Source organism: Pedobacter sp. GR22-6, from assembly GCF_037402555.1.
Taxonomy (GTDB): domain Bacteria; phylum Bacteroidota; class Bacteroidia; order Sphingobacteriales; family Sphingobacteriaceae; genus Pedobacter.
The window spans coordinates 443699-466233 of record NZ_JBBEUC010000001.1 but is presented as its reverse complement, the minus strand read 5'-3'; the positions used below and the strand labels follow the sequence as shown (position 1 = coordinate 466233).

Annotated in this window: 19 protein-coding genes and 1 tRNA gene; 5 read left to right on the top strand and 15 right to left on the bottom strand. The window is 43.1% G+C overall.

Annotated features, from left to right (window positions below; genetic code table 11):
- Nucleotides 1-39: 39 nt before the first annotated feature.
- Nucleotides 40-1107, bottom strand: coding sequence for an SDR family oxidoreductase (locus WAE59_RS02065; protein WP_337854261.1), 1068 nt, complete (start codon nt 1105-1107; stop codon nt 40-42).
- Nucleotides 1108-1283: 176 nt separating this feature from the next.
- Between WAE59_RS02065 and WAE59_RS02060 the strand changes: the two genes are divergently transcribed.
- Nucleotides 1284-1865: a Crp/Fnr family transcriptional regulator gene (locus WAE59_RS02060; RefSeq protein WP_337854260.1), complete on the top strand. Its 582-nt coding sequence runs from the start codon at nt 1284-1286 to the stop codon at nt 1863-1865.
- Between the two features lie 675 nt (nt 1866-2540).
- On the opposite strand, the gene WAE59_RS02055 is transcribed toward WAE59_RS02060, so the two are convergent.
- The 3 genes from WAE59_RS02055 to WAE59_RS02045 all read right to left on the bottom strand — a co-directional run bounded on the left by WAE59_RS02055 (nt 2541) and on the right by WAE59_RS02045 (nt 4779).
- Complete coding sequence (locus WAE59_RS02055) at nt 2541-2930, bottom strand: hypothetical protein (protein WP_337854259.1); 390 nt, start codon at nt 2928-2930, stop codon at nt 2541-2543.
- A 168-nt stretch (nt 2931-3098) separates the two neighbouring features.
- Nucleotides 3099-3989: a DUF4272 domain-containing protein gene (locus WAE59_RS02050; RefSeq protein WP_337854258.1), complete on the bottom strand. Its 891-nt coding sequence runs from the start codon at nt 3987-3989 to the stop codon at nt 3099-3101.
- 172 nt (nt 3990-4161) lie between these two features.
- Complete coding sequence (locus WAE59_RS02045) at nt 4162-4779, bottom strand: hypothetical protein (RefSeq protein WP_337854257.1); 618 nt, start codon at nt 4777-4779, stop codon at nt 4162-4164.
- A gap of 349 nt (nt 4780-5128) precedes the next feature.
- Between WAE59_RS02045 and WAE59_RS02040 the strand changes: the two genes are divergently transcribed.
- Both WAE59_RS02040 and WAE59_RS02035 read left to right on the top strand, forming a co-directional pair.
- Nucleotides 5129-6163, top strand: a complete 1035-nt coding sequence (locus tag WAE59_RS02040; RefSeq protein WP_337854256.1) for a recombinase family protein — start codon at nt 5129-5131, stop codon at nt 6161-6163.
- Between the two features lie 45 nt (nt 6164-6208).
- Entirely contained in the window at nt 6209-6625 is a 417-nt protein-coding gene (locus WAE59_RS02035) for a hypothetical protein (protein ID WP_337854255.1), read from the top strand.
- A gap of 22 nt (nt 6626-6647) precedes the next feature.
- Here the strand turns inward: WAE59_RS02035 and WAE59_RS02030 are convergent.
- Nucleotides 6648-6721 (bottom strand) — tRNA-His (locus WAE59_RS02030).
- A gap of 179 nt (nt 6722-6900) precedes the next feature.
- Between WAE59_RS02030 and rnhA the strand changes: the two genes are divergently transcribed.
- Nucleotides 6901-7374 (top strand): ribonuclease HI, encoded by a 474-nt coding sequence (gene rnhA, locus WAE59_RS02025; protein WP_337854254.1) that lies wholly within the window; start codon nt 6901-6903, stop codon nt 7372-7374.
- Between the two features lie 16 nt (nt 7375-7390).
- Here the strand turns inward: rnhA and fbp are convergent, their stop codons facing one another.
- From fbp to gloA2, 4 genes are read right to left on the bottom strand one after another with little or no spacing between them, the layout of a single operon-like run.
- Nucleotides 7391-8437, bottom strand: coding sequence for a class 1 fructose-bisphosphatase (gene fbp / locus WAE59_RS02020; protein WP_337854253.1), 1047 nt, complete (start codon nt 8435-8437; stop codon nt 7391-7393).
- Nucleotides 8438-8458: 21 nt separating this feature from the next.
- Complete coding sequence (locus tag WAE59_RS02015) at nt 8459-8950, bottom strand: metallophosphoesterase family protein (RefSeq protein ID WP_337854252.1); 492 nt, start codon at nt 8948-8950, stop codon at nt 8459-8461.
- Nucleotides 8951-8974: 24 nt separating this feature from the next.
- The gene (locus tag WAE59_RS02010; protein ID WP_337854251.1) at nt 8975-9679 is read right to left on the bottom strand and encodes a tRNA1(Val) (adenine(37)-N6)-methyltransferase; all 705 of its coding nucleotides are present in this window, start codon (nt 9677-9679) and stop codon (nt 8975-8977) included.
- A complete protein-coding gene (gene gloA2, locus WAE59_RS02005) occupies nt 9676-10080 on the bottom strand; it encodes an SMU1112c/YaeR family gloxylase I-like metalloprotein (protein ID WP_337854250.1) in 405 nt (134 codons plus the stop codon). Before gloA2 ends, WAE59_RS02010 begins: the two co-directional genes overlap by 4 nt.
- Before the next feature lie 114 nt (nt 10081-10194).
- On the opposite strand from gloA2, the gene purL reads away from it, so the two are divergent.
- Nucleotides 10195-13860, top strand: a complete 3666-nt coding sequence (gene purL / locus WAE59_RS02000; protein WP_443147239.1) for a phosphoribosylformylglycinamidine synthase — start codon at nt 10195-10197, stop codon at nt 13858-13860.
- Nucleotides 13861-13921: 61 nt separating this feature from the next.
- Here the strand turns inward: purL and WAE59_RS01995 are convergent, their stop codons facing one another.
- The 6 genes from WAE59_RS01995 to WAE59_RS01970 all read right to left on the bottom strand — a co-directional run bounded on the left by WAE59_RS01995 (nt 13922) and on the right by WAE59_RS01970 (nt 22481).
- Entirely contained in the window at nt 13922-15220 is a 1299-nt protein-coding gene (locus tag WAE59_RS01995) for a M56 family metallopeptidase (RefSeq protein WP_337854248.1), read from the bottom strand.
- 6 nt (nt 15221-15226) lie between these two features.
- A complete protein-coding gene (locus WAE59_RS01990) occupies nt 15227-15607 on the bottom strand; it encodes a BlaI/MecI/CopY family transcriptional regulator (protein WP_337854247.1) in 381 nt (126 codons plus the stop codon).
- Nucleotides 15608-15647: 40 nt separating this feature from the next.
- The gene (locus WAE59_RS01985) at nt 15648-18248 is read right to left on the bottom strand and encodes a hypothetical protein (protein WP_337854246.1); all 2601 of its coding nucleotides are present in this window, start codon (nt 18246-18248) and stop codon (nt 15648-15650) included.
- A complete protein-coding gene (locus WAE59_RS01980; protein ID WP_337854245.1) occupies nt 18245-19099 on the bottom strand; it encodes a GLPGLI family protein in 855 nt (284 codons plus the stop codon). Before WAE59_RS01980 ends, WAE59_RS01985 begins: the two co-directional genes overlap by 4 nt.
- Nucleotides 19100-19185: 86 nt before the next feature.
- Nucleotides 19186-21672, bottom strand: a complete 2487-nt coding sequence (locus tag WAE59_RS01975; RefSeq protein WP_337854244.1) for a hybrid sensor histidine kinase/response regulator — start codon at nt 21670-21672, stop codon at nt 19186-19188.
- Nucleotides 21669-22481, bottom strand: a complete 813-nt coding sequence (locus WAE59_RS01970) for an alpha/beta fold hydrolase (protein ID WP_337854243.1) — start codon at nt 22479-22481, stop codon at nt 21669-21671. The genes WAE59_RS01975 and WAE59_RS01970 overlap by 4 nt, the downstream gene beginning before the upstream one ends.
- Nucleotides 22482-22535: the final 54 nt, after the last annotated feature.

The following is a 22535-nucleotide window of genomic DNA, read 5'->3' as shown; positions in this document are numbered from 1 at the left end:
GTATAATTTTTGCACTTTCAGACGGCCAATACATTTTGACTAAGGAATTAATTTTGCTTGCTTCAGTTGCTCAAAGAGCTCGTAAAATGTATCTTCCGTATCCTGATAAACAAGGAAACCAAGTTTTCTGCTCTTAGACATGTTGGTCATCACCTCTATCGGTCGCCCGAGATCCAGGTCTGTATGCCAAGCAGTTGCAACTCGACTTAACATATTCTCCTTTAATTTGTATTTATCGGCTATTGTATTCCATGTTGCTGCATCATTGGCCATTTCTCTTTGCAGTGGTTCAATTTGATTGCCATATCCTACGGCTTCAATATCAAAATAGGCTGCTATACGTTTCCATAACCTGCTCCAACGAAATACATCACCGTTAACTACGTTAAAAGCTTCATTTCTTGCAGCATCAGTAGTGGATGCCCATATCAGGTGTTCGGCCAGGAGTCTTGCATCGGTCACGTCAGACAAGCCATTCCATTGTGCAGCAGATCCAGGCCATATGAAAGGACGCTCCTCCTCTTTACAAATTGAGGCATACACTGCTAAGGTAGTCCCCATGTTCATGGCATTACCTACAACTTTGCCAATAACTGTATGTGGACGGTGGATGCTCCAAGTAAAACCGTCCCTTTTAGCGGCAGCATAAACCTCATCTTCTTGTGCGTAGTAAAAATTCTCCAAATCTAATCTCGGATGTTCCTCCCTTAGAGGCGTTTCTGGGAAAAACCCCTCCTTTGCATAAGCTTCAAATGGACCCAAATAATGTTTCAGTCCTGTAACCAGTGCAACATGTTTTACCGATCCTTTAGGAGAGAGCGTGTCAAGGATATTCCGAACCATTAAACCGTTCACCCGAATATTCTCTTTTTCGGTCCCGTTGCGCATCCAGGTGGTGATGTACACATGGGTAGGCCTCACCTCCTTTAAAGCCAACTTCAGGTTTTCCAAATCCAAAAGATCGGCTGCTATCGGCCTAAGACCACTGTCTTCAGTATTTGGGTTTCTGGCAAGGCCATAAGTTTCCCAACCCAAAGATACCAGTTGCGCTGTCAAATTACTTCCAATAATGCCACTGGAGCCTACTACTAATGCTATTTTATCCATCCTATTTATTGTTATTGATATGCTAATTTTTTAATACTACAAAAATAGATTAGCTTCGAATACTGCCGAATGACCTGAATCAACAAATACGCTTAACCTAAGTCAAGTCTTTTATAGCTTTAGCGATAGTTATTGAGGATGAATAAATTATATTTGATGGGAAGAAGTTGAGGATCATGATCGAAATACTCTTTAAGCATATCGAAGAAAAGGTAAGCCTTACCGCAACCGATAAAGAAATGATTAACACTTTCTTTATAAGGAAAAGAATACGTAAGAAGCAATACTTACTTCACGAGGGAGATGTATGCAAGTACCTTTCTTTTATTGCCACTGGATTAGTCAGAACCTATAATGTTGATGAAAAAGGCGACGAACACATGAGTGTTTTTGGCTGGGAAGGATGGTGGATTTCTGATTTTAACAGTTTCCTTTCCGAAGTTCCTGCAATGTTTTATATAGATGCAATTGAAGATTCGGAGGTATTGATGATTTCCAGATCTGATTATGATACACTCACGATCCAGGTTCCTATAATGGACCGTTATTTTAGAATATTGTTCCAAAACAGCCTGGTTACGAAAGAGCGACGTTTGATGAGCTCCATTACCCACAGTGCGCAACAAAAGTATGTACAGCTACTTAATTCTAATCCTGAAATTATTAATAGAATACCTCAAAACATGGTAGCGTCCTATCTGGGTATCGCACCCGAAACATTAAGCCGTATCAAAAGAAATCTCACTTACAAAAAATAGACTTGCCTGGATGTTTTCTACATGCATACGTTTACAGTTTATTATCGCCAAAAAGAAATACACGATTGCACAGCTGGAACCTATTCTGGATGATGCCACTTTTACGTTTACAAGATCATTTCCGATTTTTAAGGAACCTGCGATTAATGATAAGAGAAGGCTGATTGATTCAATGTTCCCCGAAATATGCGATTTCGAAACCCTAAAACATTGAACCGCTTTATTGAGCGAGACACTTGAGCGCATATACTTGGTAACAGGAAATTAGAAGAAAAAAAACGAGGCAAGAGACTTTTAAAAGTCTCTTGCCTCTTTACGGGTGGCCCCACTTGCTTTTGTCTACGGATTTTATGTACGATTTAATGCGTCTAGCGAACCTAAAGGGGAAAATGATGGAGATTGATCCGCAACTTTCAGAGAGGAAGTTGGGTCTTTAGTATGTTTTAGTCGCATGCGCATAACTTCAATCAATTTTATCCCTAGTAGAGAAGATGGAAGTTCTCTACTAGGGAATATTTCGATTAAAAACTATCTAGTATTGAGGAGCAGTATGTTTACTCTATACGGTTTTCAGTTTCCCCGTTTGCACAGTCATTGATTTGCAACTACGCCTACTTCAGTTTTTAAGTCTAAAGTAGAGTAAACGTATAGATTGAAAGTTGTTTCCGATTGTGGTCATTGCTCATTGTTGAATTGGTTGTCATACGCTTTTACGTGATGGGGAAATTCCTCTTCATAGAATGGATATGGAACACCTTCTAATGAAATTTCAAATTCATCGCTGTCCATACCACTAATTTGATTTCCTACTCCTTTGATTTCTATTCCCACTTCATTTTTAACTGCTAAATTATTTATCGTCCGAGTAAGTATCAGTCTGTCTTCGGGATAGTCAGTGACTAATTCAATGTCGTTTGTTACACAATAGGTTTTAAAGAAGTCATAACCCGAAGAAATATTTATAAAAGTTATTTTGCCAAAAACACCGCCCATAGATGCATCTCCCTTTTCAAGTTCAGTTGTCCCTATTTTATTGTTGTCCAGAAAAATGTCGTATAGTTTCATTGTTATAGTTTGGTGTCTTGCTAAAGCGACGCATAAGGTTTATGGGCGTTGCGTTCGGGTGGGAATTGGAGCACGAAACTGTCAGCCAGTACTCAACTTAAATAAAAGCACAAAGCTCCAAATTTGCACTTCGACCCGCCTAACGCAAAACCTGTGTTATGCCCAGTTTTATGTCGAAGTGTCTGTGTAGTCCCATTCATTTATACCTTGAAATTTCCTTATCCAATTTAAAGTTTGGTGTCTTTCAAAACTTACCACTCTATCAATTTGTGTTTCGTCTGATTTACCACTAAACATCAAGTCTCTAAAATATGTCGTTGCTAATTCGTTAAGCAAGTTCTCTTCATAAATTTGGTCTAGTGGTCTGAATTTTAAATCTCTCAAAAAATCTTTTGTCTCTGCTCCGAGCTCGGGGATTTTACTTTCAAAAGCATCCATTACTTCATCTGAACATTCTTGGGTAATATCGTGAAGATTGTCAAATAGATTTAACACCCAGCCCAATAAGATAGAACTTTCAATTTTCCAAGATAAATCCAATAAAACATCTTCATTTGGCTTACTCTGATTTAAAAAGTTGATTTCATTTTTTGATACTTGTTCCCAAAGTTTTTCCTTTTTTAACCATTCAATAATTTTAGGCCTGTCATCTAAGTTGTGAACTGAATAAGAGATTGAATTTAGGATAATTAGTCTGCAACCAACGTCATAAGGTCTTTGAAATTCTTCTTTTGAATAGTCTAGATAGGGTAAGTGAGATACTCTGTAATTTTTAATACCTAATGAAATTAATCTTTCTTCAAGTTTTTTCTTTCTTTTCTTTAACTCTGCAATTTCAGGTGTGTCTGGCTCTTTAGGAATTGAACTGTCAAAATACCAGTCATTGTGAGGCGATGACTTACCACAACCTGGGCAACTTGTTGTCTCCCATTGAGTATTGCATTTTGGACATTTTGCTCTTGTTTCAAAGGTATTCCAAGAGTATCCGCAAGTACAAGTCCAATGAGATTCTCTGTCTGGTTGCCAATTACAGGTTGGACATTCAATTACTGTTGTCATTTTTGATGTATATGTTGTCTTTTAAAATTGGGCATAACGTTTTGGGACTTTGCGTTCGGCGGGAAGTAGAAGCACAAAAGCCGATATTATTACTAAATTTCAATTGAAAAACTGCCGTTGAACTTTGCACTTCAGCCCGCCTGACGCAAAACCCTTGTTGTAGGCAGTGCTTTTATGGTTTGTACGGTTTTTCTTTTTCGTTGTCTTTATAGTATTCGGAAATGATTGAAAACTGTTTGTCTGTTAAAAGTATTGTCTGTAAATCATTGCCACCGTAAAGCAAATAAAATTGTTCGTCTATATTTTTGGTTTTCAGAATTTCATTTATTTTCTTAAAAAAATTTCTTGGTGCTGTATCCCAAAATGTTTGATTATCAAGTTCTTTTTTTGTGTAAAGATTTAATTTTTCACCGTTGATTATTATGTCATTTGTTTTTTCATAATCATCTGCCGATTTTACGGTTAAACTCACGTTTCTTTTTTTCAATATTTTATTTAGTTGCGGAAGGAAAAAGTCAAAACTAAATTCGGCGAGTTCTTCTGCGTCAATATGAGCTATTTTGAGATTATCGTCATCATGAATGTCAAAGTTGCTTATGAGTTGTGCTTTTAAACTGTCAATTTTTGAATTGTCCGCATATTTTAGGAAGTCACTGTCAATAAGTTTTTCTCCATAAATACTATCGGACTTTTCCACATTCACATTTGACTTGCTATTATTTTGTGTCTGTGCTTTTCGGTTACAACTGATTAAAAATATCGAAAAAAATAAAATCGTTAATTGTTTCATTCGATGTCGTTTTTTTAGCATTGCCTACAACTCTGTTTTACCAGCCATAAACATTCTCCAATGCAGCTCAAAATAGTTGTATTGGAGCCATAGATTTGCTGGTTATGCAATGCTAATATATTAAATTAATAGCTCTCAAGACGACTTTTATCTCTTGTTTGTTTTGGCTGTTCACATACCTTTAATTTCAGCCAAAATGCTGAAGCATTCTCTTTTATAATCGGCTATAAATATACCTGAGTACATATTATTTCTCCCTACTAAAGTATTTCCCAATCCAATATATCTTAATCTTGCCAAGATTTGGCAAATACCCATCGCTGTATAATCATTGCAAGAAAATTAAATTATGAAAACAGCAATTTTATACCTCCGTGTAAGTACCGATGAACAAGCATTAAGGGGTTATTCATTAAGAGCTCAGCAGGAGTTGCTCACTAACTATTGTAAACTACATCACATTAGTATTTTAAAGATTTTCACGGAAGACCATTCTGCAAAATCTTTCAAACCACCAGAATGGATTAAGTTTATTACCTATTTGCGTAAACACCGGTCTGACTTTCTCTTCTTTACCAAATGGGATAGATTTAGCCGCAATACCTGTGATGCTTATCAGGTGCTGGCAAACCTAAAAAGGATGGGAACTAATCCACAGGCAGTAGAACAGCCTTTGGACTTAAATGTCCCTGAGAACAAACTAATGCTTGCATTGTATCTGGCTATACCGGAAATCGAAAATGACCGACGAAGCTTGAATACCCAAATGGGCATGAGGCGTGCGAAAAAAGAAGGACATTGGTCTGGCAGGGCGCCACTTGGTTATAAAAACAAGAGTTACGAAGATGGGAAGAAATACATCTCACCAGAAGAGCCTTACGCTTCTGCAATCAGGTGGGCATTTCAAGAGCTTTCCTTAGGTATGTCTTCAATGGCGGCAGTTCATAGAAAGGCATTTAAACTTGGGCTTACCTGTAGCATTAATAACTTTCATTCGCTTGTCCGCAATCGGATGTATTGTGGAAAGATCAGAGTTCGCGAAATAGATGGAGAAAAAGAACACATTATAAAAGGTCTGCATGAACCATTGATAACCGAAAGGCTATTTGACAAAGTTCAAAATGTATTAAAAGGAGAGATTAAACCTAAAAGGCCTGCAATTGCTACACCAGAAGATTTACCGCTTCGAGGCTTTTTAAAATGTCCTAGCTGCCATAGAATGCTTACAGGAAGTGCTTCTAAGGGCCGTAAAATCCATGTTACTTACTACCATTGTAAATCTCCATGCAAAGTAAGGTTCAATGCCAATCAGGTAAATCAGGATTTCATCGAAGAATTAAAACTCTTTAGGATTGCCAAAAGAGATCAACCAAAATTCTTATAAGAAATTATCAGCACTTATAACGAAGTGAGAAAAACGGCTTCCGCCATGAGACAGGACTATATAGACGAACTGCATATACTAGATGATCAGATTATTAATGCTAGAGAACTTTTGCTCGCCGGAAAGATCGAACCATCTGATTTTAAAATCTTGACAATGGATTACGATAATAAAGTAAATGCAATAAATATTCGTTTAACAGCACTTAAAGAGCGATTTAAGGATAAAATTAATATTCAACCTATGGTAATCAATGCAATAAAAACACTATGCAATCTTCCTCGTCTTTATCAAACAGCTGTTATTGAAGACAAAAGATACCTAGTAGAGACAATTTTTAATGGAATGTTAATTTACGACAAAGATGGGTATCGAACCACAAATCTCAACCCGATTGCAGAGTTAACCTACCTGAAAAACAAAGAGTTAGAAGGGTATAAAAAAGGGGAAAAGTATCTTTAAAAGACTCTTTTCCCCAACTAAGGGTGGCTGATGGGGCTCGAACCCACGACCCTCGGCACCACAAACCAATACTCTAACCAACTGAGCTACAGCCACCGTGTGTTTTTCAACGCTACAAAAGTACGATTAAAAATATTTTATTCAAATCTTTTTATTTTTTCATGAACACATTTCTTTTAACCCTTTATATTTCAGCGAGATTAATTTTCAGACAGGCACAATAAAACTGGTTGAAGTTGCTTTTACAGCTTAAAAAGCTAGATTTGCTACAGATTATGATTGAGATTTATACTGATGGAGCTGCAAGCGGAAACCCCGGACCTGGGGGTTATGGTGTGATTTTACGTTCCGGCGCACACTATAAAGAGCTGAGTGCAGGATTCAGGATGACTACCAACAACCGCATGGAACTGCTGGCGGTCATCGTAGGTCTCAACGCACTAAAAACTCCGGGCCAGGAAGTCACTATTTTTTCCGATTCCAAGTACGTCATCGATTCTGTAGAAAAAAAATGGGTATTTGGCTGGCTCAAAACTGGCTTCAAAGGCAAAAAAAACAAAGACCTCTGGATGATGTTTCTCCAGATCTACAAGCAGCATCACGTGAAATTTGTTTGGGTAAAAGGGCACAACAACCATCCTGAAAACGAACGTTGCGATCAACTGGCTGTAGCGGCTTCCAAAAATCGGTCTGCCCAGGGCATCGACTTTCATTTTGAAGCAGAGAAGGACAAGCCTTCCCTGCTGTAACGGTATTTGGTTTGGTTTAGGCTGTCTTTTTTTCTTCAGATACCCTGGTATCTTTTTCCGGAGAAAACTCCTGCATCATTCCAGCAGCTACTTCGACCATTTTAGGAGAACCGATGAAAATAGCGGTACGCTGATGCAACGCTGTAGGTTCGATATCCAGGATCCTGCTGAAGCCATCTGTGGCTACGCCCCCCGCCTGCTCTATAATGAAAGCCATGGGATTGCACTCGTAAAGCAAACGCAGTTTGCCATTCGGCGAACTGGAGGTGGTGGGATAGATGTAAATCCCGCCTTTGATCAGGTTCCGGTGGATATCGGCCACCATAGATCCAATATACCTGGAAGTATAGGGCCTGTTGCTGTCCTTATCTTCTACCTGGGCATATTTTAAGTATTTCTTGACCCCCTCTGGAAAATGTACATAGTTCCCCTCGTTGATAGAATAGATACTTCCTTCTGCCGGAACTTTTATATTGGGGTGCGATAAGCAAAACTCCCCGATGGAAGGATCCAGTGTAAAACCGTTAACTCCTTTTCCTGTGGTATAGACCATCATCGTGGAGGAACCATAGATCACATAACCTGCAGCAACCTGCTGTGTCCCCTTTTGCAATACATCCTGCAAGGTGGCCTCCCCATTCATACTTTTCCTGCGGTAGATGGAAAAAATGGTGCCTATCGCTACGTTGACATCAATATTGGAGGAACCATCCAGGGGATCTATACAAACGATGTATTTCGCATTCTTGGAAACCGGTGAATCGATCTGTACCAGGTCATCCTCTTCTTCAGTAGCGACCACACAGCACTCTCCCCCACTCGTGAGGGCACTGATGAACTGGGTATTTGCAAATACGTCCAGTTTCTGCTGCCCCTCTCCCTGTATGTTGATGGTGCCGGCTGCGCCAAGTATGTCGACAAGCCCTGCTTTGTTGACCTCGCGGTTCACAATTTTAGCGGCAATGCCGATGTCTCTTAATAACCTGGAGAGTTCGCCCTTGGCGTAAGGAAAGTCTGCCTGTTTCTCTATGATAAACTGACCTAATGTTTTGATGCCCGACATATACTTAGTGTATTTTATACGTTATCTATTGCCTATTTCTATGGCGACTAAGTTATGTATTTTTTCTCCTGTAACACAAAATTTAATTAAGGTCTTTATGCGATGCCAGCCTGAATTTCCCGCTGCACCCGGATTTATATGCATACAATCTATCTTTTTATCGTACATCACTTTGAGGATATGTGAATGTCCGGAGATAAATAACTTAGGGGGCTTAGTGTATATTTCACTCTTTATATTCGGTGCGTATTTTCCGGGATATCCGCCGATATGGGTGATCCAAACATCCAAATTTTCACAGCTAAATCGTAAATGCTCCGGATATACGCTACGGATCTCTTTACCATCGATATTTCCGTACACTCCCCGCAGCGGCTTAAAGGCGGACAGCTTTTCTGCCACATCAGGTCCAAAATCACCTGCATGCCAGACCTCATCACAGTCTTCAAAATGCTTATACACTGCATCATCTAAAAATCCATGTGTATCTGATATTAATCCTATCGTTTTCAAAGGCTATGGTATTAATTGTTGATTTTAGTAGGCCAGGAAGAAGTCTTTCAACAAGTCCCGGTAGGCCAAGGTATAGACTTTTTCGCGCTCGTAAATGTAGAAATGTTCCTTTTCCGAAGTTTCCGGACCAGAGCCGAGGCAAATGATGCTTCTGAAGGCACCTTTATTTTCATCGGAATGCAAATCGATCTGTTTGAGTGCGCTCAATTTGTACAGTTTTGCTTTTTCCACCAGCTGTTCTGCCTGCTTGAGCGGTAGTATGAACCAGAATTGCCCTCCAGGACTCAGTAGTGAAGCTACTTTATGAATGAGTTCGTCAAAAAATACGGAACTGGCATGCCTTGCAATCCCTTTCTTTTCTTCCTGGTTCTTCAGGTCGTTGACAAAGAAGGGCGGATTGGAAAGGATCAGGTCGAAGCGAAGTGCGGTATCGTATTGCTCAATAGCGATGTGTTCAACACTCATCCGCTCACTAAATATAGAGTTGCTAAAATTTTCTGATGCCCGTAGTGCCGCCTGTTCGTCGATCTCTACTGCATGAATACGTGCTGCTTCAAAGCGTTGCGCCAGGATCAGTGCGAGCACACCCGTACCTGTGCCGATATCGAGGATGTGTCCAGGGGCTTCGGCCTCTGCCAGCAAAGCCAGTAACACACCGTCCGTATTGACCTTCATGGCACAACCACGCTGATCTACTTCAAAGTGCTTAAATTTAAAAACCGAACTCACTTTTGACTTTTAAAGGAAGTAGATTCATACAGCTCGAGCGGCAATCCATCAGGATCGTTAAAAAAGGTAAAACGCCGGTCGGTAAACTCGTCTATGCGAATGGGTTCGGTAGAGATGCCTTTTTCATGAAGATCAGCAATCACCTTTTCGATGTCATCTACCTCAAAAGCCAGGTGCCGCAGTCCCGCAGCTTCCGGACGTGAAGGCCTGGGTACGGGATTTTCAAAAGAGAAGAGTTCAACCTGGTAGGTACCGTTGACGGATAAGTCTAATTTATAGGATTTCCTTTCCGAACGGTACACCTCGGCCAGAATTCCGAAACCCAGTTTATGGACATAAAAATCTTTAGAGCGCTCATAATCTGTGCATATGATGGCAATATGGTGGATTCGATTCAGCATAATTCTCTTTTTTGGACATTCAAAAGTAATCAAAACAAGGGAAAACAGATTACATGCGTTTTTGATAGGCGTTTTAAAATTTTAACCTTAAATTTGCACTTTCAAAAAAAGAGCATGATCTATTTTTTCTTAAGCCAATCTACCACGGTTTTCGCTGTACAAATTGAACGGGAACTGAGCACAACTGATATTACAAAACTCGAATGGCTGTTTGGCGGAGCCAAATTGCAACAGGAAAGCACTTTAACGAGCTTTTTTGTTGGCCCCCGCGCAGCAATGATCACCCCATGGAGTACCAATGCAGTGGAAATCACACAAAACATGGACATCCAGGACATCATCCGCATCGAGGAATTTAAACAGGTGGCTGAAGATTTTGCAGGATATGATCCCATGCTCTCTCAGAAATATGCGCAGCTGGATCAGGAGATCTACACGATCAACATCCAGCCCGAGCCTATCCTGCAGATCACTGATGTGGCTGCATACAACAAACAGGAAGGCCTTTCTTTAAGTGATGAAGAGGTAGCATACCTGGACGGACTGGCAGAAAGACTGGGCCGACCGCTTACGGATTCTGAAGTTTTTGGTTTCTCTCAGGTGAATTCTGAACATTGCCGCCACAAGATCTTCAACGGTAAGTTTGTGATTGATGGTGTGGAACAACCTACTTCCCTATTTAAACTGATTCGTAAAACTTCGGAAGCGCATCCCAATGATATCGTTTCTGCCTATAAAGACAATGTTGCCTTTATTAAAGGCCCCACAGTTCAGCAATTTGCCCCTAAACGCGCAGATGTGCCAGACTATTATACGACAAGTGATTTTGAATCGGTGATTTCCCTGAAAGCGGAGACCCATAACTTTCCTACTACTGTAGAGCCTTTCAACGGTGCTGCTACAGGTTCTGGCGGTGAGATCCGCGACAGGCTGGCCGGCGGACAGGGTTCTTTACCATTGGCAGGTACTGCAGTGTACATGACTGCGCTTTCCCGTCTGGAAGAAGGACGTGCATGGGAAAATGGTGTGGAAGAAAGGGAATGGCTATACCAGACTCCGATGGATATCCTGATCAAGGCTTCCAACGGAGCGACAGATTTTGGCAATAAGTTTGGCCAACCGCTCATCACAGGTTCAGTACTGACTTTCGAACATGAAGAGGAAGACCGTAAACTGGGATTCGATAAAGTGATCATGCTGGCAGGTGGTGTAGGCTACGGCAAAGCAAGCCAGGCACAGAAACACAAACCTGCTGAAGGTGACCAAATCGTGATCCTGGGTGGTGAAAACTACAGGATCGGTATGGGTGGTGCAGCGGTTTCTTCTGCGGATACCGGTGCCCTGGGTACTGGAATCGAGCTGAATGCCGTACAACGCTCTAACCCTGAAATGCAAAAAAGGGCTGCCAATGCAGTTCGCGGCATGGTGGAATCGGAGCACAATGCGATCATCTCCATCCATGATCACGGTGCTGGTGGTCACTTGAACTGTCTATCCGAACTGGTAGAAGAAACCGGCGGTAAGATCGACCTGGATAAACTCCCTGTGGGCGATCCTACCCTATCCTCAAAAGAAATTATCGGTAACGAATCACAGGAGCGTATGGGCCTGGTGATCGGCCAAAAAGATATTGCAACATTACAAAAGATTGCCGATCGCGAACGCTCCCCTATGTATACGGTGGGTATAGTGACCGGCGACCACCGTTTTACATTTGAATCGGCCACAACCGGTGTAAAACCAATGGACCTGGAACTGAAAGACATGTTCGGAAGTTCCCCTAAAGTAGTAATGGAAGACCAGACGATAGACCGTAACTACGAGCCTGTAATCTATGACATCGCTAAGCTCTCTACTTACCTGGAGCAGGTATTGCAATTGGAAGCGGTAGCTGCCAAAGACTGGCTGACCAATAAGGTAGACCGATGTGTGGGTGGCCGTGTAGCTAAACAACAATGCGCAGGACCACTGCAATTGCCGCTCAACAACTGCGGAGTAATGGCATTGGATTTCCAGGGCAAGGAAGGTATTGCGACTTCAGTGGGTCATGCGCCAGTTTCGGCCCTGATCGATGCCGCTGCCGGAAGCCGTATTGCGATTGCGGAATCCTTGTCCAACATCCTTTGGGCTCCGCTAAAAGATGGACTGAAAAGCGTATCGCTTTCGGCCAACTGGATGTGGGCCTGCAAAAACGAGGGTGAAGACGCCAGGTTATACGAAGCGGTAAAAGCTTGTTCTGATTTTGCCATTGAACTGGGCATCAATATCCCAACGGGAAAAGATTCCCTGTCGATGAAACAGAAATACAAAGATGGCGATGTGATTGCACCAGGTACGGTGATCATTTCTGCAGCGGGTAACTGTGATGACATTACGAAGGTAGTGGAACCAGTCTTGCAGAAAAACGGTGGCTCGATCTATTACATCAACCTTTCTCAAGACAGTTATAAACTGGGAGGATCTTCTTTCGCCCAGATCTTAAATAGAGTAGGTAACGAAACTCCGGACGTGAAAGATGCTGCGCAGTTCAAGGCCACTTTTGACACTTTACAATCATTGATCAAAGCAGATAAGATCCAGGCGGGCCATGATATCGGCAGCGGTGGTCTGATAACCACTTTGTTGGAGCTTTGCTTTGCTGACCGCCAACTTGGCGCTTCGCTTGATCTGTCTTCATTAGGAGAGGCGGACCATGTGAAATTGCTGTTTGCAGAAAATATCGGTATCGTATTCCAGGCCGACAGCAGCGTTGAAGCTGTATTCGCTGAAAAGGGCATTACTTATCATCTAATCGGTGAGGTGAACGATACAGAGACCCTGAGCATTAAAAACGGAACAGAAACACTGAGCTTCGACATCACTCATCTGCGCGATGTCTGGTTTAAAACCTCTTACTTGCTGGACACTAAACAAAGTGGACCTGTAAAGGCTAAAGAGCGTTATGAGAACTATAAAAACCAGGCCCTGAAATATACCTTCCCTGCTGAATTCGATGGTAAAAAACCGGTGATAGATAACACTAAGCCAAGGCCAAAAGCAGCCATCATCCGGGAGAAAGGAAGCAATTCTGAGCGTGAACTGGCGAATGCGATGTACCTGGCTGGATTTGATGTAAAGGATGTACACATGACCGACCTGATCACAGGCCGCGAAACTCTGGAAGACATCCAGTTTATCGGTGCCGTGGGTGGATTCTCGAACTCTGATGTATTGGGCTCTGCCAAGGGATGGGCCGGTGCTTTTATGTATAATGAAAAAGCCCGCGTTGCTTTGGAGAATTTCTTCAGTCGTCCGGACACCCTCTCCGTAGGTGTATGTAATGGTTGCCAGTTGTTCGTTGAACTTGGCCTGATCAACAAGGACCATGAAGTAAAACCAAAAATGCTCCACAATGAAAGTCATAAGCATGAAAGCATCTTCACTTCATTGACCATTGCTGAAAACAACTCTGTGATGTTGTCTACACTTGCCGGCAGTACTTTAGGTGTATGGGTTTCACATGGTGAAGGCCGTTTCCAATTGCCTTATGCTGAAGACAAATACAGTATCGTGGCTAAGTATGCTTATGAAAGCTATCCTGCAAGTCCAAACGGTTCGGACTACAATACAGCCATGATGTGTGATGCCTCTGGTCGCCACCTGGTGATGATGCCGCACATTGAGCGTTCATTGTTCCAATGGCACTGGGCAAATTATCCGCAAGGACGCAAAGACGAGGTAACGCCTTGGATGGAAGCCTTCGTGAATGCGAGAAAATGGATTGAAGCAAAAGAAGCTTAAAATAATATACAGCGAAACGCTGATCTGAACTCCGGTAACCGAAAGCTTACCGGAGTTTTTTTTATTGCTGAGCTTTAAGTGCGGAGGATTTTTTAGATAGGATCAATACCACCCCATTTTTACCACTTTCGCCATATTTTTCTATGGCAGATTGCCCCTTAAATACATGGATCGCTTCAATCTTATCGGTAGCGATCGCGTTTATAGAGAGCACAGGTACACCATCCAGGAGATATAAAGGCTGAGGAGTTGCATTCTCAAATATAGTTTGGGGTTGTCTTTGGATACTTGAAGAATCAAGGACTGCCAAAGCAGGTGCAGCTGTAGGTACCTGCAATTCCTGCCGAGGGGCAATCAGGACCGGCTTTTTTACCTTTACTTTTGCGACCTTCTGCGCTTTCGGTTTTGCCCCGGCTTTCATTTTTTGTTCAGTTAAGGTATCCGGCTTTGATCTGGAAGCTGTAAAGGCTTCCGCAACCGGCACCATTTTAACAAGCGGCTGTGCCAGCACATACTCCGGTTTCGCAAAAAACCAAACCAGGAAAAGAAGACCTGGCAGTGCAGCCAGCGCTGCCAGTTTTCTGAAAGCGGAAGATTTTGGACGCATCATCATTTTGATCCTGCTCATTTTATCCAGGTGTGAAAATGAACTCGCCAGGGCGAAAACCGGAAGTCCTAAAGCATGATTGATCAGCGTAGCGCGGTACACTGCTGCTGAGTTTCCCTGCTCCAACACCGCGGCATCTGCTAAAAACTCATGGTTTTCTTTGATCAGTCTTTGGTAAAACCAGGCAAGGGGATTGAACCACTGCAGGCTGCAGAACACCTGAGCGACCAGCAGGTCGAACCAGTGGTATTGCCTGACATGCGCTTCTTCATGCGCAAGGATCAGGTCTTGTTCCAGCTTTGTATTGTCTGGTGAATGGTGAATGATGATGTAGTTGAATACCGAAAAAGAAGTTTTAAAAAGATTTGTCCTGACCAGTTTATAACCATTCAGTTCAACATGGCCGAGGGCATCAATGCTACGCTTTAGTTTCGCCAATGCCATTACCTTGCTCAGCAGGAAGATTACACTGACCAGCAAATATGCCGACAGGGCGAAATCTGCCCAGCGTGTTGCACCTGGTTTGATTTCAGCGGCAGCGACAGGAAAGTCCATGCTTTCTGATAAACCAGGTACGCTGACCTGATAAGTATAAGTATAGAAAGGCAACGCAATTGCACATGCAAGTCCTGCAAGCAAGAAATACCTGTTAAACCGGTAAAAGGTTTCTCTTTTAAAAAAGACCAGGTAGAGTGCAATAAACACAGCAAGACACAAGGTAGATTTGAGGAGATACAAGGCCAGCTGTTCCATAATCATCTATTTTTCTTTATCAAGTTCATTTTGAGTATCCCGGATGAGGAGATCCAATTCTTCTATGGTATAGTTGTTCTCTTTGGCAAAGAAAGAGGCCATTGCACCGAATGAATTGTTGAAATAGTTTTTCAACAACCCAGAAAGCTGTGTCTTAGAATAGGCCTCTTTTGCCACCAGGGCAAAATAAACATTGATCCTTCCGTTCGCCTTATGGTCGGCAAAACCTTTGTTTTCGAGAATGGTAAGGACAGTTGAAACAGTGGTACGGGCGGGTTTCGGTGCCTCAAGAAGATCGCGGATCTCCTGTACCGTACCTTCTCCCAGCGACCATAAAACCTGCATGATCTGCTCTTCTGCCTTTGTCAATTGCACTGATTTTTCCATAACGATTAAATGTATGACTATTTATATAGACAAACAACATTTATTTGATTTTGAACCTGACCTTCATCAGCACCTGCGCAGGACGCAGGTTATAACTGCTGTAAAATGTACTGATGTCGCTATAAGTGGCCATCACATATTGTTTGGTATTCAACAGGTTGTTGTATTCCAGGTTGAATTCCATATGCTTCCAGTTGAATTTGGCACCTGCATCGGCAAAGTTCATCGACTGCGCTGCACCGCTCAAGCCGCCATTATAAAAATGCTCGAAAGCCAGATTGAGGGTCAGCTTTTTAGTTGGGAAGACATTTAGCTTTCCTCTGTGGACCTGATTGTCGATAGCAGCGCGCCCCTCTGCAGCCCTGATCTTGCTGAGGCTCCTGGAATAATTCCAGTTGTAGCTGAAACTTCCCCATTTACTCAATTTGGAAGATGTTCCGGCATTGAGGCCATAGCGGTCTGCAGAGAAGTCAATCAACTCGGACTGACTGATCTGTGAAGCCCTGGAATTGCTATAGTTCAAATCCAATGTAAAGGTACTCTCCAGAAATTGGATTGCCTTACTGAACTTGCCGTAAAAGACCATAGTACGACTTTCATTGGGGATTTCATAGCTCAACCTGGAGCTCCGGATTCCGGAATAGTCGTAGCCATATAATATGCTCATCTGGTTAATGGAATAACTGGCTCCAAAATTCGTGAATACGGCATGTATGGGATGACGGTACCCGATATCCAGGTTGTAGGCCTGACTTTGCTTCTTGGGAAGGCTGCCATCGTTTCTGGTCAGACTGCGATAACTTTGCATGATGTATGACCTGTATCCATTCTCGAGTCCGCCAATATCGCTGTTGTATTTCGCAGCTGCATTGAACTGCCAGAGGGGACTGAGCTCGTACCTTGCGCTGAGCGATGGATTGAAAAAAATATTGTTCCGCAATGAAGCATAACTTAGGGGAAGATTGAGGACCATCCTTAATTTATTGGTGTGATAGGTATAGTCAGGACTGAAGTATACATCTAATGTATTCCATTGCAGGTCATTGCGCAGCGAATCCGCTGCCAAACCTAATTGTCCGGCAGCGGACCGCGCCTGGAGCGTAGAACTAAAATGAGTGGCATAGGCATTCATCCCCATTGCATAGTTCTGTATAAGCTGCTTGCTCGTCCAGCCATAGCTGATCCGGTTCTGTGTACTGAACTTGTTTTGTGCTACATTTTGAACCATGGCGACTGAGGATAAATCCCCTCCAAATAAATCCGGATATAGCAGCGGATTGATCAGGAGTGTCTGATCTGCCTGACTATAGCTTGTAAAGGAAGAGAGTTTGATGGTTTTTTTCCCAAGGTTGCTAATCACTGAAAAATTGTTGCTGAGGTTGATCAGCGGTTTATCCAGTTCCTGTTTCAGATCTGTTGCAGTGAGCACAGTGCCCTCCTCCATGATCCAGCTCCCGCTAAATTTGAGGGCATTGTCGAGATAAAACTGTTCTCTGTTGGCATTCAATTGCAGGCTTGCATCCAGTTTGTTCACTTGCTGCTTTGCGCTCAGTTGCTCTGTAATGCTCAGCAGGCTATCACCAGGAAGGTAGTAGGAAGACTGTGAATAGCTTTGCTGGTCTTTATGGTCATTCAGGTAGTTGACATTTGCGGTCAACTGGTAATCTTTTCCATAAGACCAGAGCTGATTTAAGCTCGCGGCATGGGAGCGGTTGAACAAATACCGTTGCTGGCTGATTCCGGGTGCTGCAGGCGCCTGTATAGATAAGCCCGCAGCCTGCCCTGGAGCTTGCGAGCCACCATAGAAGGAGAGCTGTTCGGCTGCTGCATCCTGGCCGGTATTGTTGCCCTTATAGACGTTCATCAGCTGCTTGTTCTTGTCGAAATACATGGAGGACAATTCGTTATTCCATAGCACAGGCGAGACTCCTGTACCCAATTGCCCGGTGGCGGTCAGGACTCCTTTCGCACTGTCTTTGAGTTTCAAATTGATGGCACCTTCGTCAGTAAATTCCTTGTTCTTTAAAGCCTTGACCGGCTGATGGTTCTCCAGCACCTGTACACTTGCCACATCCTTCGCCTCGATATTATTGGTTGCGATACCATAGCGTCCTTGTAGCAGGTCTTTATTTTCGATGTAAAATTTATTGATCGGTTTATTGTTATACAGGATGGAACCATCGTCCTTGACCACAATTCCTGGCATCTTTTTCAGCACATCTCCAATAGTACGGTCATTCTGATCTTTAAAAACATCGACCAGGTAGTTTAAGGTATCTCCAAGCTGACGGATCTTCGGTGGGTTTACCTTGATTTCTTTCAGCTTGATGGCTTCATTGACCAATTGAAAATCGGCTTGCTGACTTTTATTGAACAGCATCCTGCTTTGCCTGGCGATGCTGAAGCCCGAGACAGTCAGCAATAAACTGTCCGAATTGCTTTTGAAAGACAGTTGATAGCCTCCCTTTTCATCACTGATCGCAAACAGAAGTACCGTCGAAATCCCTTTTTCCCGCAAACTGACATTCAGTCCGGCCATTGCCTTGCCATCTGAGCCGCGGAGGCTGCCTTTTATTAACGTCTGCCCCTGGAGCCTGTAAGTGAAAAAAATCAGCAAAACCAGGATAAAGACACGGCTCATTCCTTTTCCATTGGGATATAGTCGTACTTCACCGGATTCTCGGCAATGATGACTGCACCATTGTTGAAATTGATCTGCATTCCATTCCCTTGTTTCAGTTTTTGCTGTTCAAATTCGGCCCTTGTGCATTTGATGCTCTTTGTATCATCCACCACTATCGGCAATGGGCTTTCCAGTTGTTTAAGTCCGATCAGCTCAAAGGAAAACAAGGTTTGGCTATCTTCTATCTTAAGGATGAGACCGGGAAGCCCTGAGAATTTCCATGGCCCATCGTTCATTGGGATATCTTCAGTAAACCATGCAATATAGTCTCTGCCCCGAAAACTGAGATTGGCCTTTTGGCAGGTATAACCGGCAATGGTATCCATTTCATTAGTCATTTTCCAGAACCAGGTTCCCGGATCATCTTCATAAACAAACTGGTCGCTCATTACGCTGCCATAATCCAGCACCCTGATCTTCTGGTTCTTTTTGTTTTTGATGATCTGATAACTCTCCCCTTCTGCAGTACTGGAAGCTATGGTTCCAGGCATACCGGAAAGATCTTTGTTGGCGCTCGCCTTGAAAACATTGATGCTCTTGATACCAGCAGAATTCATTCCTTTCATTTTTGCACTCAGCATCGAATCCCTGCCCAACCTCGCGGGATCATAGAATTTGGAAAACTGCGTACCAATGTCGAGCACCATCGTATCTGAACGAAAGGCCTGGGCTGCCCCTTCCTTCTTTTTACTAAAAAGGTAATAGCACCTCAAAGTTGCCTGGTCAATGATGTTTTTGTCTGCCTTTTGCTGAGCGGAAAGGGAAGTTCCGAAGGCGGAAAAGATTAAAATATAAAGTAACTGCTTCATGCTGAAAATATTTACATGAGCAATCTACGTCTATATTTTTAGACAATCAAGAAAAAGCATGAATTTTGTCTAAAAATATAGACTAACTAATTTTCCTTCCTTCCGAGGATTTCAGATTTCCATTGATTGAACTTAATCGCAAAGTTCTCCGTATCGAAGGGTTTGGTGATGTAATCGTCCATTCCTGCATCAAAACACTCCTGCTTGTCTTTTTCAAACGCACCGGCAGTCATGGCGATGACCACAGGTCTTTGTGAACCATACCTGATGATCAGTTCCCTTGTAGCCTGTAATCCATCCATTTCCGGCATTTGGATATCCATGAACACCATGTCGTAGGGCTGCCTTTCCAGTGAGGACAAGACCTCCAGTCCGTTGGCTACTACATCACATTCATAGCCCATGCTCTTTAAAGTCTTGATGACAATTTTTTGATTAATGATGTTGTCTTCGGCCACAAGGATGCTCAGGTGCTGCTCTTCGGCAGGCAAAATCACTGTCGGTAATGTTTTTTCTGAGATCAGTTCTTTTGCTGCCTCTACTGGTTTGGACAATACATTCAGCAGCATTTTATTGAAATAGGACTGCTTAATGGGTTTGTCCATAATGGCTGCAAAAAGCTTACGGTCCTCTTCATGTCCCGAAGGGAAATGTCCGGCAGAACTGAACAGGACCAACGGAGTATCGTTGATCTTTGAAATTTCCCTGGCTACTTCTACACCATTCATATCCGGCATGAGCAAATCGATGATAACGACATCATAACTGCGTTTCGATATCGCTGCAAGCCCTTCTGCCCCACTTATGGCCAAATCTGCATACATGCCCCAGAGCTCGCAATGTCCCTTCAGAATTTTTAAGTTGGTGATGTTGTCGTCGATCAGCAAAGCCGATTTTTCCAACAGTTCTTTCTGTACGCTGAGCGGTTTATATTGTTTGATTTCGGCACTGACCTTCAGCTTGATCGTGAATTTAAAAGTCGTCCCTTCACCATACTCGCTCTCTGCCCATATTTTTCCGTCCATGCGCTCCACGAGACGCTGACTGATGGCCAAACCTAATCCGGTGCCTCCATATTTTCTGGTTGTAGAGGAATCTACCTGGGAAAAAGAGCTGAACAGCTTGTGCATTTTATCTGCCGGGATCCCTATCCCTGTATCTTTTACTGAAAACTCCAGTTCGTAATGAGCTTCCTTTCTTTCCAGCAGCCTGATTGAAGTCAGTATCTCGCCTGAAGGGGTAAATTTAATGGCATTACCAACCAGGTTCACCACAATCTGCCTCAGGCGGGTGAGGTCGCCGATCAGTTCTGCTGGCACCTGATGGTCAATCCAGTACAGGAGATCGATGTCTTTTTCAGCCGCCCTTACCGACAGGAGGTCATAAGTTTCCTCTACCACCTTATGAATGAAGAAAGGGTGCTCTTCCAGTTCCAGTTTGCCGGATTCTATCTTTGAAAAATCCAGGATCTCATTGATGATTTCCAGGAGCGAATCGGCACTCAGGCGGATGGACTCCACAAAATCGAACTGTTCTTCATCCAGTGTGGTATTGCGCAGGAGACTCGTCATTCCGATCACACCGTTCATTGGTGTTCTGATCTCATGGCTCATATTTGCAAGAAATTCCGATTTGGCCCGGTTTTGTTCATCTGCCAGCCTGCTTTTTTCTTCCAGCTGAACATTAAGTTCTTTGAGGTGCTCATCAAATAGATACTGACGTGTAATGTCGTCAAATGTCCAGAGCATGCCACTGGAGTTTTCTGAAACTGTGGGGCGACAGCATACATTCAGCACCAGTTTTTCAGGCTGATCAAAGATCCATAGCCAATTGTCGATCCGTTTGTCGGCCGACTTGAACAGCTCCATGCCCACTCTGAAAATCTCTTCCTTATTTGAAGCGCTGTTGCGCAGTGACTGCATGGCCGCAGAAAGTAGCGTAGGCTGTACGTGGCCACTCTGCAGGTCAAAAAGTTTTGCAGCGTGATCATTGACCCAACTGTTATTGCCGCTATCGTCGATAAATACAATACTCTGTGGTACGGTCTGCAGAATGGAATTGAAACGGGCTTTCAGCTCTTCCAATTCGTAATGCGTATTGGATAACTGAGCAGTTTCCCTGATCTTGTCGTAACAAGCACTTATAAATTCCTTAAATTCTATACTAAAATCAAAATGATATTGCCAGGAAAGCATCAGCACCCCGCTAAGTCCGGTTTCTTGCAGAGGGAGGACTACTAAAGCGGCCGGATTTTCAAACTGGCAGAGCAGTTCAGCAGCAAGCTGTTCGAAAGGGCTGGTAAAATACTGCGGACCATCACCAAATACATCCAGAACCCCCGGATCGATGTATATTTTATCATTGACTGAAGACTCCGGATTAACGATCCTGGCTGTAAGGCCATCTTCTTTTTTGACAAATAAAACTTCTGCTGCAGAAGATGCCTGTTTAAGTTCCAGCATGCTCCTCCTGGCAATTGCACTCCAATCTTCGAAGCGGGTCGCTATTCCTTGTGTCGCAATAAACTTCAGGGCTTTCCTGGCCCAATTGATATGTCCTTCTTTTTCTTTCAATTTACGAGGAAAGGTTTGATGTTATCGATTACCTGAGCGGCAGCGCTGATGTGTGGAAAATGTCCTTCAGCATCTACCGTTTTCAATATACTCCCCTGGATATGCTGATTTAAATAAACCGCTACCTCATCCGGAACGGCAACATCATTATGTGCCTGAAGGAGCAACACCGGCTTATTCAACTTAGAAAGTTCAGTGCGAAGGTCTGATTCAAAGATCAGTTTAGATACCGACAAAGCGATATCGGGTCTGATTTCCAATAAAGTGCTGGCAAAATACTGGCCCAGTTCCGGACGGTCGGGATTGGCCATCGCCATGTTAGAAAATCCGCTTACCCAGGCATAGTAATTGTTCGTCATCTCCTCATACATGTCATCCAGAACCGGCTGAGTAAATCCACCCGTATAGCCGGCACTTTCATCATTGAGGTACCTTGGTGAAGCCCCGATAAATACAATTCTCGAGAAATATTCCGGTGCTTTAACTGCCGCCAGCAGACCAATCATGGAGCTTACCGAATGTGCGACAAGAATGATGTCCTTTAATTGCAGTTCCTTTAAAATACCCAGCATATCGTCTGCATAGGTCTTTAAGGTATTGTACTTAATTGGACTGTAAGCCTCGGGGTCCGCTTTTCCCCCACCGACATTGTCAAACAGTACCAGACGGTATTCTGCTGCAAAAGCAGCCTTGACTTCTTTCCATGCGGTTTGATCAGTTCCAAATCCATTGGCAAAAACCATAGTTTCCGCAGCTGCAAAATTACCTTCGATACTGACGTTGTTCTTGAGTAATGGGGATTGTGTCATGTTATAATGCGTTGTCTTTCTTGTTACGAACGAAAATAGGCAAACCAGTAGTAT

Bases quoted from the DNA above. Each gene is read 5' to 3' on its own strand.
- WAE59_RS02045 (WP_337854257.1), bottom strand. From the start codon at position 4,779: ATGAAACAATTAACGATTTTATTTTTTTCGATATTTTTAATCAGTTGT.
- rnhA (WP_337854254.1), top strand. From the start codon at position 6,901: ATGATTGAGATTTATACTGATGGAGCTGCAAGCGGAAACCCCGGACCT.
- WAE59_RS02050 (WP_337854258.1), bottom strand. From the start codon at position 3,989: ATGACAACAGTAATTGAATGTCCAACCTGTAATTGGCAACCAGACAGA.
- WAE59_RS01995 (WP_337854248.1), bottom strand. From the start codon at position 15,220: ATGGAACAGCTGGCCTTGTATCTCCTCAAATCTACCTTGTGTCTTGCT.
- WAE59_RS02065 (WP_337854261.1), bottom strand. From the start codon at position 1,107: ATGGATAAAATAGCATTAGTAGTAGGCTCCAGTGGCATTATTGGAAGT.
- WAE59_RS01980 (WP_337854245.1), bottom strand. From the start codon at position 19,099: ATGAAGCAGTTACTTTATATTTTAATCTTTTCCGCCTTCGGAACTTCC.
- WAE59_RS01985 (WP_337854246.1), bottom strand. From the start codon at position 18,248: ATGAGCCGTGTCTTTATCCTGGTTTTGCTGATTTTTTTCACTTACAGG.
- WAE59_RS01970 (WP_337854243.1), bottom strand. From the start codon at position 22,481: ATGACACAATCCCCATTACTCAAGAACAACGTCAGTATCGAAGGTAAT.
- WAE59_RS01990 (WP_337854247.1), bottom strand. From the start codon at position 15,607: ATGGAAAAATCAGTGCAATTGACAAAGGCAGAAGAGCAGATCATGCAG.
- fbp (WP_337854253.1), bottom strand. From the start codon at position 8,437: ATGTCGGGCATCAAAACATTAGGTCAGTTTATCATAGAGAAACAGGCA.
- purL (WP_443147239.1), top strand. From the start codon at position 10,195: ATGATCTATTTTTTCTTAAGCCAATCTACCACGGTTTTCGCTGTACAA.
- WAE59_RS02040 (WP_337854256.1), top strand. From the start codon at position 5,129: ATGAAAACAGCAATTTTATACCTCCGTGTAAGTACCGATGAACAAGCA.
- gloA2 (WP_337854250.1), bottom strand. From the start codon at position 10,080: ATGCTGAATCGAATCCACCATATTGCCATCATATGCACAGATTATGAG.
- WAE59_RS02035 (WP_337854255.1), top strand. From the start codon at position 6,209: ATGAGACAGGACTATATAGACGAACTGCATATACTAGATGATCAGATT.
- WAE59_RS02060 (WP_337854260.1), top strand. From the start codon at position 1,284: ATGATCGAAATACTCTTTAAGCATATCGAAGAAAAGGTAAGCCTTACC.
- WAE59_RS02055 (WP_337854259.1), bottom strand. From the start codon at position 2,930: ATGAAACTATACGACATTTTTCTGGACAACAATAAAATAGGGACAACT.